Origin of the sequence: Pararhizobium sp. PWRC1-1 (genome assembly GCF_049897905.1) — a bacterium.
Taxonomy (GTDB): domain Bacteria; phylum Pseudomonadota; class Alphaproteobacteria; order Rhizobiales; family Rhizobiaceae; genus Pararhizobium.
Map to the genome: position 1 here is coordinate 282,855 of NZ_JAFCXE010000001.1, position 14,018 is coordinate 296,872.

Sequence of the window (14,018 nt, forward strand, 5' to 3'; positions counted from 1 at the left end):
ATCACTCCTTGCCAATTCCGGTTCGTCTAAGCCTGTTGACGATGGCATCATGGGTCTTGAGTGCAATGCATCTCGCGTCGCTGCCCACGGGTACAGCGTACCAGTCCGACATCTGGACAATGACGACGTGATCCTCCGGGTAGATATGAATGAACTGCCCATATCGGCCGTACGCAAAATAATCAGTACGGCCCTTCCGGAGCCACCAGAAATAGCCGTAACCAAGATCGCAACTCGCATCCTGCTCGTCGCTTTCCAGCTCAAGGCCTCTGAACCGTGCTGGGATAGGCGCGGTGGCAAGATCGAACCATGCTTCTGGGATGCTGCCACGCCCTTTGTTGAGGACGAAATCTCCGAAACGGGCAAGGTCATCTAGTCGGGCATTGAAACAGCAGGGACCAATTGGATCGCCCCTGACATCAACATTCCAGGTCGCGAAGTGTGCCGCTCCTATCATCCCCCAGACGCCCTTTTCAAACTCCTTTAAAAGCGGACGTCCAGGCGTCAAACTTTTTGCCACCGCGACTGGCATTGCAGCGTCCAGAGCCGAGTAATTAAAATCCCCGGCATGATGGCGAGCTAACCGGTATTTGGATGCGAATTCGATAAGGCTCTTCCTTCGGGGAGGAATGCGAACCTGATTATCAAACGCTACGGAGTCCGAGAGGAGGGCAGGCCAGTCTGCCTCACGCCAGCGGATAGCTGACCGCATCAGCAACAGGTCATCAAGCTTTACCTGGGAATAGCCCTCGGCAAGAGCGAGCCTATCGGTGAGTTTCAGGAAGCTTCCCACCGTCCTCTGCATGACGACTTCAAACTCTGACCGGGTGTGAATGCTATAATTCTCCGCCAGCCTTCGTCCAAGCAAGGTCGAAGTTAAGGACTTTGCGACGGACTTGACGCTGTAGCCCTTCTCGGGACCGTTCCGACCTTCGTCGCAGATGTCATCTGAGTTATAAAGATCGACACGAACGATCCGCCTCTCAATGACGTAAAGTCCGCAAACGCCCATTGCCTGGACGTACCTATTTATATCGCAACGCTCTCGCAACGAGCACCACACGTTGACGCTCTTGAGGCGCGGGCCATTAACTTGCAGAGATGAGGGATAACTGGACGGCTCGATCCGGAGAGATTTTTTGGGCTCTTCAGCCGCTGCCTGACACAGCGATCCGATTAAGAGCAGCGCAGTGCCGACAAGGAGCTGGATATGGTTCACGCAACCTCGCTAGCATCTTGTTTGCCGGGCCAGTACGTCCAGAAAATCGGGTCTTCCACGGCAATGAGCTGATCTCCTTGCCAGGCACCAACCTGTTGGAATGCTGTTACGGCGGTTACATTTTCACCGTTGGGCAGCAGCAGCGTCAAATCGACAGCCGGGTGATGGGTGAGGGTTTTCAGTCCTTGCGGGCGTCCCGGTGTCGTATCTGCGAAGCCAGGGGGCACCCCAGCCGACGCTGCGCCAAGATGGAAGCCTGCTGCATTGACCTCCTTTGGAAAGGTCGGATGATGGATAACGTCGCCATCGAACTTTATGCCGAGGTCCTGCCAGGCCTTGGTAAAATGCTTTGCTTCAAAAAGACGGGCAGCTCCCATTCGATACCCGGCTGGAGCGGCGTCCCTGAAGTTTCCTCCGAAGGGAGCAGTGGCGACGGGATCATTGTCGCTGTAGTCAATCGCGTTGTTCACGTGGACGAAATTCGAGAAACGCATCTTTTTCACGAGAGGTGCGCGTAATACCCAGCTGTTGTTAAAGACGTAGTGGGGACCATCTGCACAATGCTCGGTCGGAAATTTGAAAAGCTGGCCCCGGGTATGCTCATCCCGATCTGGGCCAGGTTTTCCGACGTTCCAGCCGACATTCCCATAGACATAGAAGTAGCCCGACCGCGCCATTTGAAGCGAGAAGGGCTGGTAGCAGTCAACGATGACGTTATGCCGAACACTCCAATTCCACGCGTAATGTTCTGGTTCGATGGCATTATCGCGGATACGAATGAACCAGTTGCCTTCGATGAGTACGTTGCGCGAACAGCTGTCGATCCTTGACTCTGCGACTTGGTTGAAAAAGTGAATACCGTTGAAGGCATCGGCAATAATGTTGTTTCGGATGACGACATAGCCCGCGATGCTCCACGCCCGGAAGAAGTCGCCGTCGTACGCGCGCGCGTCATGTTCGATATCAACGCGCTTGCTGTTCTCAAGCCAATCGCCATGTACCTCCACCCAGTCGACGTCGCGCCAAAGTTTCGACGGGGTCCTACTTAACTCCTTTTCGATTGTCTTCCCCGCGCGAAGGGACTCGCATAATTCCCAACCATTTCCGCTTGGGTCTTGAACCCAATCGCAATCCTCCACCAGAATGTGGCGGGTGGTCACCCCCGTCGCCCCGATGGCGAAAGTACCGCCGTTGATCTTCAGTCCTCTAAGCGTGATGTGCTGACAATTTTCGAGATACACAGCCGTTGGCCAGCACCCGTCGAACTTCAGCTTTTCAATCGTGATCCACTGACAGTTTCTGAGGACGAGGACGGCATTATCTGCCAGATAATAGAGGCCAGGGAATTCCCCTCCTGCTTCCTGGGCGGCTGACAACTCGTTGCCTTGCATTTGATAATCGTCAAATATCAGCTTCGAACCTAGCACTACGTCTGTACCGGTAAACACGATTGGGCTGTCTTCGGTGCCCGAAAGAGAAGATAGAACGATGGGTTTTATGTAGTCGCCCTTCGTCAAATGGAGCGTGTCCCCGGCAACTAAACGACGCACCCATTTGTGCACCTTATTTGGCCCGACGTTGTGAGCTTCACTCATTTGTCCGTGCTCTTCGTTGGTCGCCGACCGGCTCAATCAGTTTTCTAACAGTTCCAAGACTACTGGATTGTGATCAGACACCTGGTCTTGTGCGTCTGCGTTTAGGTTCATGTATAAAGCGCGCGTTTGGACCTGTGTGCCGCCGACTACGAAATGGTCAATGGACTCCCTAAGTCCGTTAAATGCGTAAGACGCGGTAAATGTTTCGCCGCGATAATCCCTTCGGAATTGGAAGCCGAGCTTGCTGTCGCGAAGCGGTTCGAGCGCCTCAGAGTCAGCGTGGTCGTTGAAATCACCCATAAGTACAATCGTCCGAACCGTTCCGGAGTAGCGTCTTTCCAGTTCCTCAACGAGCCAGATGGCTTGCTTCTTTCGACCTTCGATGCTGGCGGGCTTAGGGTCTTCCGCGTTGCTGTAGAGTCCCTGATCGCCTAGCTTTGAAGAAAGGTGCAAGTTTACGAAGGCAAAAGGCTTCCCGTTTATTTTCGCTTCCACGAGCAGTGGTTTTCTTGCTCCAGCATATGGGTTTGCGTTCTCGTCGCATCGGTCTTCGGTATCGAACAGCCTGGTAGGCGCTGACAGTTCGATTCCCGATTCATCCCGCACGAGGAACACGGTCCGGATGTTGCCTCCCGCAGCTCCCCCATCGGTGTTCGGCAAAACGGGGTCAAGCGCGATAATCTTGTATTTTGGCCCACCTGCGACTGATATTGCGTCTCTCAGGGCCTCCAAAGTGCGCCGAGCAGTGGTGGTTGAAGTTGCACCTTGACCATCGTCATCCTGCACCTCCTGAATTCCGAGCAGGTCTGGCGATCTTAGATCGTTGACGATCTGTGCGGCGATTGCCCTAAATTTCTCCGCAGCACCATCTGAGGCTAATGACATGTTCTCCGCGTTATATGTTGCCAGCCTTATTCCGTCTCCGAACATAGGAGCCGGTACCTCAACAGCATCTGGCACTGGTAGCTTGTCAGGGTCCAAGACAGCGTCGAGCACGACCATGTAGCCACCATTCTCATAGGTCATGATACCGGTGAGATCACCAAGGTGCGCACCCACGGCGGGAGCGAACGGTTTTTGATCTTTGGCTTTATGGACGGATACTATCTCGGGGAAGATGTGGCCGGGAATGCCCAAAGGCAAACCGTAGGCCGAGCGTTCGGGCAAATCAAACGAGCCCGCAGGCATCACCCAGAAATTGTCCCATCCTGGTTCTTTGCGTGAAACAACGATGGCGTCGCTGATGACTACACGCATGCCCTCCAGCGACTCGAAATAGTCGCGAGGGTGGTCGGTAGGGTTGAATGGTGAGTTCGGTTTATCGGCAAATGCAATCGAACCGTTCGCCCCTGGCGGGTTGAAGTCGATTGCATTGGGCAAGCTTGCGGTGCCTTTGATCTCGACCGAGGTGACGGAACTCAACTGTGTAATTGGCAAATAGGAGTTTCGGTCTTCGCTCGCGATCTCATTGATCTGCGTTGTCCCGCAAACCGCCACCTTGCGGGTTCGCGTAAAGGGCGGTTCCTTGAATGGTTGAAACTCATCCGGTTTGCCGGTGACACGAACAAGATCGCCGACCTTCGGGAGGGCGAAAGTTGGCGAATTTCCAGGAAATACGAACAACCCCTCTGAAGTGTCGGCGTCGCCATCGGGCTGAGTGGACTGAATGAAAAACCCTTTACCGAATTCACCGGTCACAACACCCTCGACCGCCACTTCAGTAGCTGAAGGAAGGGTAGTTCTGTGATCTTTGCCTTGTACGACTGAGATGCTCGCATCAGCGGCTTGAGCGCTTCCAGCCGTCCCGACCATCAAAAACGCGGCAAATGCCGCAAGCGTAGAGCTTCTTGCCATTGTTTCCCCCAAAACGCCGTGCCCACGAAAAGCTATCACACGCGTGTTATAGTGCAATATCGATCAATCGGAGGTGGATTACCTTCTCTGGTAGTGGCTCTGCTAAACTCGCTCAGCATCGATTAAGATAGCTCGTGGCTCATCGCGTTCTGATGCAGACGGTCCGATGATGTCGGAATTTTCACCCTTGCCTCCCAGGCGGTGGGCTAGACGAGGACTGTCCCGCGACCGCCTTTCACGACAGCTGCCCAGCGATAGGCCACCTATATCGATAAGGTGTCCCACCGAATAATCCTGGAGAGAGGATTGTGCTTCAACGTTGATCACGCGTTTTGATGTCGAGGACTATGAGCTTGATCTGTGAATTGGGAAGCGGGAAATGCCTTATTTCTGCAGCTCAGGCTTGTTTGCGCTTCCCTTCTCCGTCAAGTTCCGACCTCGGGGGAGTCGGTAATGCGGAAGCGGTATTTGTTCATCGGCGCGATTGTTATCTATGCCATCAGTCGTTTGACAGGTGGTGAAGATGCACGTGTCCAGGGCGTGCCCTCTATCACTGAACAACTTAAATCCCTTCCGCCGGTGAACACAGAAACTTCAATATCTGCCACCGAAACCGCATTACCCGTAGCAACCGATACAGGTTCGCGAAATCTGGAAACAGTGGAAGAGGCTGAGAGCCTTCCCGTCCGGTTTGTCAGTGGCAAGAGCGTTGCTTTTCGAAAAGGGCCCTCCACCGCAGGCGAAATCATTGATCGCTTGGACAACGGACGAAAAGTCCTTCTGATTCGGCATTCTGGCGAATGGTCCCATGTCAGAGACCAACTCACCCAGCGTGACGGTTGGATGGCTTCACGGTTTCTGGCTGAAAGGCAAAAGCCGCGTGATGAAAAGCCCTCGGAGAAGGCATCGAAGCCGCAAGGGCGGGAGAAGTTGGTCCCAACAATTCCGGACTCGACGATTATTGAGCGCATCATTGCTGAGTCTCTCGCGAGCTACCCAAGCTCTTGCGCGTGTCCATACAATACAGACCGTGGCGGCCGACGCTGCGGGAAACGGAGCGCCTATTCGAAGCCAGGCGGTTACGCGCCTATCTGCTATCCTCAGGACGTGACGAAGGCGATGATCGATGCGGTTCGGCGACAATAGCGTTCGTGCAGCAGGCTGACCTTTCCCACGGCCCGAAGGCGAAAATGGACAGTACCCGTATGCTCAGACCTAATGCACACGCTGTCCGCCATCGGCAGTGGTAATGATCAACCTGACAAACCGGTCAAACAAAGCGGTCTTCCGGATCAGGCGCTCTTCGAGCCGAACATGCGGCTTCTGCTTGAGATTGCCATCGTCGAGGAGCCCAAGCCAGCTCAATGGCCGCACGATCTCATGTGCCACGAACAGGCAGGCTTCAAACCGAGGACCGAGGCCGCCGCGTGTAGGAAACAGTTCAGTTGGAATGGCCAGTTCCGAAAACTCCGCGACGGTATCCGGCTCGCCTATTGTTGGGCGCAGGAAAGTATTCTCAGCCAAGCTCTGGCTGCGCTCGGTAGAATGTATCAGGAAAAAATATGGTTCCTCCAACGCATGAGCGTTGGACACGGGCGGATAAGGGAAAACGCAAATGGAAGAGCGATGGAACTGCCAGCTCTATTTCAATCGGAAAGGCGAGGCGGCAAGCAACATACCACTCGGTTTCCCGCAGCTTGCGGATGCATGTGGCTTAGCCCCATATCTATCGCAGGATTTCATGAAATGGTTCGAGGCGATGTTCAACTATCGCAATTTCATGTTTCACGGCGGCTTTGAGTGGACTGTCCATAGCAGGGAAAAATTCACCGAAATCATTGAGGCAAAGGGTTGGGAGCGGTTCTTCACTTGCTCAACCTCAGGCGACAAGCCTTGGATTTACTACCTCACGAATGAGACGATTGCAGACATGCCAGACATGATAGGTAAGATGCTCGATGACCTCGGCCGCTTTGCAAAGGATTTGCCCTTTGAACTGATTTCGAAGCCCTGAACTGTCAGAAGATAAGTTACCCGAGCGTCGCAATCTCGTCTTCGAATTCTCCACCCTCGACAGCCTCGGCTTCTGACCGCTCCTGTGGCATCCTTACGAACAACGGCAGGGATGTCGGCAAAATCCTGATCTCTGAGGGGCTCGTTGTGCCTTTCATCTGCGGCAAAACAAGTTGCCCGAAAACCCCACGGCCATGGTGCCGCTGATCAAATCGGTAAAACTTTACAGCGTGTGTTTAGGCAACGGATAACCGCCGCTTGCTATGAGCCTTTGTATCATTTTGAAAGGACCCCGATGCGCGCCTTGGTTAAGCCATTTGAAAAGTACCTCTCCTTTACAATGCTCGGCGGTATCTTGGGTACATGCAACGATATTGCAACGCCGATGGCCGGAACCGGTTTCTACGGTGTTATCGCTGGAGGCGTCACATTCGTTATCGGCGTGGTGTCACTGGGAACCCTCGGTTTCCGCAGCGATGTGACGGTGGGGCTTATGTCGGTCGGCGTGATCATGGCTGGTTCCAGCCTCTATTACATAAACCAGGCTCCTGAGGGGAAGGATGGTAGAGACGGATACCTCGCCAGCAAATTCGAAGTGGTCAACAAATTGCAGGAGCAAATGCTCGGCAAGCTCGGCGATATCCACGTCCAAACAAAGAGGATTGCCGCAAACACGGAAACTCTGGTTGAGACTACTGACGAGCTACGAGGATATTCGATTAGCGAAGAACGCTTCAGTCAAGCTCTTTCGAACGGTGACACGAAAACAGTCGCAATGGCCTGCAAATCCGGTCTGAGAGCTACGAAATTTATCTTCTTCGGCGGATCGGACCGTATTGAGCCTGTTGACGACTATCGAGACCATTCAATGGTCAAGCTCTTGGTGGACCAAGGCTGTGTCCCCCAGGAAAAAGTGTGCCGCGAGCTTTTTGTAGAGGAGCCGTTCAAAGGGGCTATGGCGGACTTCGCCATTCATGACCGGGTTGAGCTGATCTGCGGAAAAGATGCTCTGAAGAAGGTCAAAGTGGCCCAAGCAAAATACGACGAACGCATGTCGAAGCCGATGTTTCAGCCAGCCGACTTGAACCTCGACGTGGACGTGCTCCTTCCAAAGACCGAATGACGGCGGGACGTTCCCGCCAGCCTATGTGTCTAGGAAATCCCATTCGGACCCAAGAACCCAGCGAATTGCGCTCAGCTTCCCGTTTAGCATACCCCACTCGAAATCGTTCCATGGGCCTAAGTTCTCGAAACCGACTTCCTCTTCAGTTCGCGTGGCCGCCGCCAATGCCGATTTCCGGGTGTCACGGGTCATTAAGTTCTGCCGAAGCGGTCGCTTCGCAAAGTCGATCTCATCAACAAGTTTGATTTCATCTGTATTCACTTGGTGTCTAAGATTATGGTGCCGGTTGTACCAGACTTGGCGATATAGCAGATGCTCTGCTTCCAAAAGCTCAGAAAGCCTTCGAGGCTCCTCGATTAGTTCGTCTCCGACTGTAAATTCGTCAAGCATGTCGCCATCGATCTCACGCAGAACTTCAGCAATTTGGATCGAGTAGATCGATTTCGGTTCTTTGAAGTGGGCCGAAAGGTGAGGATGAGGCCGCCTCTTGTCACCTGCCGGGTCGGAGAAATCCGCCGTGTTGGACGTGATGAAAACAATTTGATTTTCTGGATCTTTATCGGTCGCTAGTGCTTCCAGATAGGTTTCCAAGATTATGGCGTCGGCAATTGAATTCTTCGCCTGGTGACAGGGCGCAATGCGTGTCAGCGACCGGTCTGCAGCATGAAGCTTGACCACATCAGAAGTCGCTATCATTGGTGCTTGGGCCATGAGCGTCAATATGCGCTGCATCACATGCTCACTGGTATCGTTGGACAGTGCCAGCTTATGTTGAATAGCATTTACCGCTTGATATGCCTTGTCGCGATCCTCATCCGTCTCGATTTGCACAAGCGCATCGCGGAAACGTTTGACCGTGGAAACGAGGGTGGTTTTGCAGCCATCTTTCACACGATCTTTGTTTTTGTCGAACTCAAACACGACCTGTTCGGGAACGATCAGTGTGATAGCCTCGGCCGCAATCAACTCCTCAACGGCTGTCAGTACCGGATCAAGACGCTGATCTTTGAGAATGTCCAGCCAAACGCTTGTGTCGATCATCAACCGATAGGTCATGTTACCTCTGCCATCTGCTTTGAGCATAAGCGGACGTCCCAACTGGTGCGGCCGACAATCATGGATGTGCCACAAAAATTTCAACAGAAAGCAAATCCGAGGCAACCCGATTCTCGGTTGACTCGCTTGGCGACGAGAAAATAATAGGAACGAATTCACAGTCAATCCGATTGCCGCCATGCCCCTTGCTCACAGTTCCACGCTGACACCTATCTCGAATGCTAGATCAGCCTCGGAAATCTCGACCCACAATCGCGTAACACGCGAGACAAGGCCGGTAAGTTCCTCGGTCTCCGGCGTCTTCCACGCGTTCGCGCCAAGTTCCTTCAACCTGGTACCACTGGACATATAGACATACTCCGGCGTTAGGACGCCACGGTACTGCCGTACAGCGTCAGTTGCTTTTTCGAATTGTTGGGGTGAGTTAAGCGGACCTAAAGGCCGAAGACCTGAAGCTTTGCCGACCGTGCCAGCGATGGCAGAGACATCTGATAATATTTGCGCAGGAAGGAATCTTGGGCGCGTCTGTCGGCCAACTGGTCCTGGACGGCGGCGAGGAATTCAACCGTCAAACCGGTCGGTAGTATTATTGTACGCAGCCCTCGGATTTTGTTCGTTGCCGTAGGCGAAGCCATCGAAACCGGTTTAGCCGCTGCGGCAGCGTAAAGACCGCTACAGGGAGAACGGGATCAATTTCTAAGGCCATGGGTCTTCCTGATAACCGATAGTGCGCCAACCGATAGCTGGCAGCGGGCAGCCGAAGAAGTCAGGAAAGGCGAGGATAGCAAAGCCTTCATGTTCTATGCAATTGGCGTCGAAGGCGCGAACATGGACACTCCGGGCAAAATCTCGTGACGCCCTTAAATTGGCTGGAGATACGACTTTGTGCCTTTCCAGCTGGTGCCTCATCTCACCAACTGCGTGTCGTGAATTCGGCTACATCGCTTTTCTCTTTCGATCAGGCCTGGGCCTCATCACCGGAACAGCTGCAAAATATTCTGCGGCGACGAATTGGCAATGTTCAATGCCTGCACGGACAGTTGCTGTTGTGCCTCAAGCGCCCTCAGTCGTGTTGAAGCTTCATCCATGTCCGCATCGACCAGTCGGCCGACACCCCTTTGCACCGAGTCGATGACTGCCTTGTTGTAGCTCTCCTGCATTTCCAGACGGTTTTTGACGGAGCCAAGCGTGGCTGCTCCGTCGATAACCCGTGAGAGCATAGTCTCCACACCGTTGATGTAGGCGTCCAGGCTATGACTGGAGGTCACATCGACATCGAGTAAGCCGAATGTCGGGGCGTTCCCGATGTTGTCAGTAACGCCAGTTACGCCAAGGGAGGTTTTTCGACCGGCTTCTGGCAGTAAGGTTTCAATGAGATCGTACCGGATAAGATTGGAGCCGAGGTATGTTGCTTCGATCCCCATCCCCTGGTCGGCGAATGCATAATTGAGCACCTGGATGTAATCGCTGACGGATGTGACCTCCCCCGTTGTCGTTCCAAGGGCCGCCATGACGGTATCCCGCGTCAGCGTAAGCGTCTTGTCCACATGGTTCTCGGTGATTGCAATATAGGCCTCCACGGTCGGCTTAAGCTCGAATGGCTTGTCCCAAATGCTATAGGTGTAGGCGCGCGAGCCATATATGGTCGCTGAGCTGTCCTGTAGGCCGCCTGTTTTCCCCGATGCAAGCGTCGAAGTGACACCACTCATTTGGTAGGAAGAGCCTCTTGCGGATGTCTCGGCGCTCCTAATCGAAAATTGTGCCGGGTTCGAAGAGTCGCGGTAAACTTGAACCGATCCACCAATAACTGAGGCCAACACGTCGCGCCATTGATTACGGTCCGAGACGACCCCGTTCCAACCAGCGTTGACAGCATCAATCGCGGCCCGATCAATCGTATATGTCTGTGTCATCCCCGGCTGTGGGCCAGTTGTCGTAGCGGGATCGTCGGCGTCGAGAGTGAGTGTGAAGGTTATTGCAGTGCTGTTGTTGGCGAATGTCAGGGGGCCATCAAAGATATAATCTTCCGACGACATTCGCCCAATAGGATCGAAGTAATAGATCGTGTCGCGGATACCGCCGACGGTGCCTGGACTGCGAGTATCTGCTTCAAGCAATCCGCCGCCAGTGCTGTTGTACAGCGACACCTGTGACACATCGACTTTGGTGCTATCCACTTTCACAGTGCCGTCGTTGGACCGAACGAAAGACATCGTCAGCGAGTCTTTGCTTTCAACAGCGTCGTAAATGTTGGTGAAGGACGTGTTCAACCAGTTCACGCCATTGAAGCTCGCCGACTTCGCGATGCTAACGGTCTGGTCCATCAGTTGGTCAAGTTCCGTCTGAATTTTCGCGCGGTCGACACCCGGCTCCTTGGCAGCCACCAGTTTGGCCTGGAACTTGGTCAGGACATCAATTGTCGAATCCATAGCGGCATAGGCGGTGTCCAGCTTGGCTGCGCCGAGACCAATCGCGTCCTGGACCGCATGCATTGCCAGTTGGTCTGATCGCATCGTGGTTGCGATGGACCAGTAGGCTGAATTGTCCTTTGCATCGGCGACCCGATATCCGCTCGACACCTGGTTCTGCACCTGGTTCAGCTGATCGTTGATCGACCTCAGCGTCCTGATCGCAACGGTGGCGCTGTTGTTGGAAATGATGCTTGTCATGACAATCCTGAGTCTAAAATTATTGGATAGTCGTCATGACCGAAAATGCGCTTTCTGCGAATGAAATCAAGCACAAATCCTCTTAACGAATGGTTAATTGAGGCACTCAAAGTTGTAGACAAGCTAAGCTGCTCGCATATTATTGTAGGCTGTTTTAGGTAGCTCTATTGTGTCAATTGAGGTTGCTGACATGCCGGATATACCGTCCAATCACCTTGACTGCCGAGCAGACTTTTTGGACGAGCGCCCGTAATGCCTCGCCGTCGCCATCAACGGCTCTTTCCCCGATTTTTGGGTCAGCGACAGACAAGCAACCGATCTCCATCACTTGGTATCGGTGACGAGACGCTGAAGCTGAGGGAGAAGCACCTGAATGGCGGTGTAACTGGCTGGGGCATTTCCATTGGGGTGCCGCCGCTCTTCAAGATCGCCGCCAGAGCGCAATCAAAGAACGCATTGGGTCAGGCCCATCTGCTGGTGGGCAAAAACAATGTCGTTCGCGTGGACGTGCCGGAACACGATCAACTCATTGCTCTGGATGATGTTCGCCGCTCCCTTATCGAACTGCCCCGCGTGGCTCGCGCTCAAGCTGACGCCTCTGGCCACTACATAGAAAGTGTTTTCCTGGCCGATAACCGAGGCTACTTCTGCGACGGGGTAAAGGGACTGGAGGTCAAGGAACGGAAGCACTCGGCTCTGAAGCAAGTGCCGTCAAACCTTGCGCACCTGAAATCCTGGCAAAGTTCGGCTTCCCGCCAGGCTCTTGATCCCTACGTTCTCGCGTGAACGACACGATTATCGAGGGCGCGCCGTCCCTATCCGGACGAATGGGAAACCAATACTGGCGAAGTGATCGTTTCGACCTTACGTAGAGTGGCCGCGTCTCGAACAGCGATTATTTCTGGTGAGGCAAGCGGCTGCCTGCCGATATGCCGCAGACAATTTCCAATACGTAGGGATGGCGAGTGCCGTTGGAAACAAGGCGTTCAGCCTCGTCGAGCGCCATGGGACTGACCAGCGCTGCTTCTCTCTCGGCAGTGCTCAGGAAGACATTCCGCGATGAGAGGGCCAGCCCGTCCTCGTCGCGAACGGTAGGGACCGGGCAGACCGTGGTTGGAATGGCAAGATCATCGACCATCTGTTGGATGACAATGAGTTGCTGGTAATCCTTCTCACCGAAGTAAGCCGCGTTTGGCTGCACGATGTTCAGAAGCTTGCAAACCGCCTTTGCCACTCGATGAAGTGTCCTGGACGAACTTCTCCGATGAACTGTTTGTTGATCTCAGGCACATCGACGACCGTCCTCCATTGGCCGAGGGTACGACCGCAGACCTCTCTCTCAGCTTCCGAGGTTGCTCAAAGCCAACGCGGCACGATTTCTGGCTACTGCGAGTTCCGCCGTCATCGAACTCACTTCGTGCCTTGACGCCGTTAAAAATCGCTTCGATCCTGTTACGAGCATAAGGTGATGGTATCGACCGTGATGAGTGAACGAACTCCCAAAAAGCAGGAGTGGACGCAGGATGTGGCAGGCAGCGTCGAACCCGCCGCGATGCAAATTCTAAAAGCCGTCGGACCTGGTGAGTATGGCTTCTCGCGCATGACGATGGACGATGCCCGAGAAATCGCCTTGGTCCTCCGGGAATATCTCCTCGCTACTGCGTCGCCGGTTTCCAAAAATCAGACGTCGACGACTAAGCCAGACACAAATCCCGTTTGAGCGCGTTCACGCTCATACCCTCGTGGATTACAAATGACGCGGGTGGTGCCGTCAAGATAATCGCGGAAGTGATGGATGTGACCGTGCACCCAAAGATCGGGTTTGCCTTGAGCGATGACCTTAGAGAGGTCCGAAGCGAACGCAGCATTACTCGCATGCCCCTTGAAGGCAGGATGGAGAGATCGGGGCAGTGGCGCGTGATGTGACAGAACTACGGTGCGGCCATCGAATTGATTTTCCAGCTCGCTGGTGACGAAGACACGGCTTTCAATATGTCGCGCAATAAGCTCCTTGGCAGTGAGAAGGCCAGGAATGCCCGTTTCCGGCCAATCCGAACGATATATCGCGTGAAAGTCCATCATGTACCGCTTGCAGATGTTGATGGCGTAGGATTTCCGTTCAGGAAGCGGCAGCTCATTTTCGACCCCGTGCTCTATTTCAAAGTCGGTCCACAGGGTCGCGCCAATTATGCGGGTTCTGCCAAGCACGAGAATCTCATTCTCAAGTACGGTTACGTTGGAGCGTTTTGCCATCCGTCGTGCGGTTTGAAGGCTTGCCTGAATCGTTGCCCCGTAAATTCGTGGTTACCCAGGACCATTACGACCGGCATTCGTGGGCTGATGTTACGAAGAACAAATTGCATCGACATTTCTACGATGCCGGAAACATCTCCCGCGCAGATGCAAATATCTGCCTCGGGAATTTCGATGTCGTGTCGAGCAAGTTCGGAATTGTTGACATGCATATCGCTGACGATCCAAGCCTTCAT

General features: G+C 53.8%; 14 protein-coding genes and 1 pseudogene. 5 read left to right on the plus strand and 10 right to left on the minus strand.

What is annotated here, in order from left to right; genetic code table 11:
• Position 1: 1 nt before the first annotated feature.
• Genes ACP7E0_RS01420 through ACP7E0_RS01430 form a run of 3 tightly spaced genes read right to left on the minus strand, consistent with a single transcriptional unit; the run spans position 2 to position 4,668 of the window.
• The gene (locus tag ACP7E0_RS01420; RefSeq protein ID WP_426122482.1) at positions 2–1,219 is read right to left on the minus strand and encodes a serine hydrolase; all 1,218 of its coding nucleotides are present in this window, start codon (positions 1,217–1,219) and stop codon (positions 2–4) included.
• A complete protein-coding gene (locus ACP7E0_RS01425) occupies positions 1,216–2,814 on the minus strand; it encodes a right-handed parallel beta-helix repeat-containing protein (protein WP_426122484.1) in 1,599 nt (532 codons plus the stop codon). The genes ACP7E0_RS01420 and ACP7E0_RS01425 overlap by 4 nt, the downstream gene beginning before the upstream one ends.
• Before the next feature lie 36 nt (positions 2,815–2,850).
• Entirely contained in the window at positions 2,851–4,668 is a 1,818-nt protein-coding gene (locus tag ACP7E0_RS01430; protein WP_426122485.1) for an endonuclease/exonuclease/phosphatase family protein, read from the minus strand.
• A 453-nt stretch (positions 4,669–5,121) separates the two neighbouring features.
• Between ACP7E0_RS01430 and ACP7E0_RS01435 the strand changes: the two genes are divergently transcribed.
• Positions 5,122–5,814 (plus strand): SH3 domain-containing protein, encoded by a 693-nt coding sequence (locus ACP7E0_RS01435; RefSeq protein WP_426122486.1) that lies wholly within the window; start codon positions 5,122–5,124, stop codon positions 5,812–5,814.
• 69 nt (positions 5,815–5,883) lie between these two features.
• Here ACP7E0_RS01435 and ACP7E0_RS01440 read toward each other — a convergent pair whose 3' ends face one another.
• On the minus strand, positions 5,884–6,192 hold the full coding sequence (locus ACP7E0_RS01440; RefSeq protein ID WP_426122487.1) for a hypothetical protein: 309 nt from the start codon (positions 6,190–6,192) through the stop codon (positions 5,884–5,886).
• A 91-nt stretch (positions 6,193–6,283) separates the two neighbouring features.
• On the opposite strand from ACP7E0_RS01440, the gene ACP7E0_RS01445 reads away from it, so the two are divergent.
• The 3 genes and pseudogenes from ACP7E0_RS01445 to ACP7E0_RS01455 all read left to right on the plus strand — a co-directional run bounded on the left by ACP7E0_RS01445 (position 6,284) and on the right by ACP7E0_RS01455 (position 7,804).
• Positions 6,284–6,682, plus strand: coding sequence for a hypothetical protein (locus ACP7E0_RS01445; protein ID WP_426122488.1), 399 nt, complete (start codon positions 6,284–6,286; stop codon positions 6,680–6,682).
• A 77-nt stretch (positions 6,683–6,759) separates the two neighbouring features.
• Positions 6,760–6,888, plus strand: a pseudogene (locus ACP7E0_RS01450) (thermonuclease family protein); the annotation flags it as partial.
• An 88-nt stretch (positions 6,889–6,976) separates the two neighbouring features.
• Positions 6,977–7,804 carry a hypothetical protein gene (locus ACP7E0_RS01455; protein ID WP_426122490.1) on the plus strand — a complete coding sequence of 276 codons (828 nt, stop codon included), beginning with the start codon at positions 6,977–6,979 and terminating at the stop codon, positions 7,802–7,804.
• 21 nt (positions 7,805–7,825) lie between these two features.
• On the opposite strand, the gene ACP7E0_RS01460 is transcribed toward ACP7E0_RS01455, so the two are convergent.
• The 3 genes from ACP7E0_RS01460 to ACP7E0_RS01470 form a co-directional block, all read right to left on the minus strand.
• On the minus strand, positions 7,826–8,887 hold the full coding sequence (locus ACP7E0_RS01460) for a PIN domain-containing protein (protein ID WP_426122491.1): 1,062 nt from the start codon (positions 8,885–8,887) through the stop codon (positions 7,826–7,828).
• A 162-nt stretch (positions 8,888–9,049) separates the two neighbouring features.
• On the minus strand, positions 9,050–9,208 hold the full coding sequence (locus ACP7E0_RS01465) for a hypothetical protein (RefSeq protein ID WP_426122493.1): 159 nt from the start codon (positions 9,206–9,208) through the stop codon (positions 9,050–9,052).
• 626 nt (positions 9,209–9,834) lie between these two features.
• Positions 9,835–11,529 carry a flagellin gene (locus ACP7E0_RS01470; RefSeq protein ID WP_426122495.1) on the minus strand — a complete coding sequence of 565 codons (1,695 nt, stop codon included), beginning with the start codon at positions 11,527–11,529 and terminating at the stop codon, positions 9,835–9,837.
• A 252-nt stretch (positions 11,530–11,781) separates the two neighbouring features.
• On the opposite strand from ACP7E0_RS01470, the gene ACP7E0_RS01475 reads away from it, so the two are divergent.
• A complete protein-coding gene (locus tag ACP7E0_RS01475) occupies positions 11,782–12,315 on the plus strand; it encodes a hypothetical protein (RefSeq protein ID WP_426122496.1) in 534 nt (177 codons plus the stop codon).
• A gap of 109 nt (positions 12,316–12,424) precedes the next feature.
• Here the strand turns inward: ACP7E0_RS01475 and ACP7E0_RS01480 are convergent, their stop codons facing one another.
• The 3 genes from ACP7E0_RS01480 to ACP7E0_RS01490 form a co-directional block, all read right to left on the minus strand.
• Entirely contained in the window at positions 12,425–12,763 is a 339-nt protein-coding gene (locus tag ACP7E0_RS01480; RefSeq protein ID WP_426122497.1) for a pantoate--beta-alanine ligase, read from the minus strand.
• Between the two features lie 446 nt (positions 12,764–13,209).
• The gene (locus ACP7E0_RS01485) at positions 13,210–13,782 is read right to left on the minus strand and encodes a metallophosphoesterase (protein WP_426122498.1); all 573 of its coding nucleotides are present in this window, start codon (positions 13,780–13,782) and stop codon (positions 13,210–13,212) included.
• Positions 13,761–14,018, minus strand: coding sequence for a metallophosphoesterase (locus ACP7E0_RS01490; protein WP_426122499.1), 258 nt, complete (start codon positions 14,016–14,018; stop codon positions 13,761–13,763). The genes ACP7E0_RS01485 and ACP7E0_RS01490 overlap by 22 nt, the downstream gene beginning before the upstream one ends.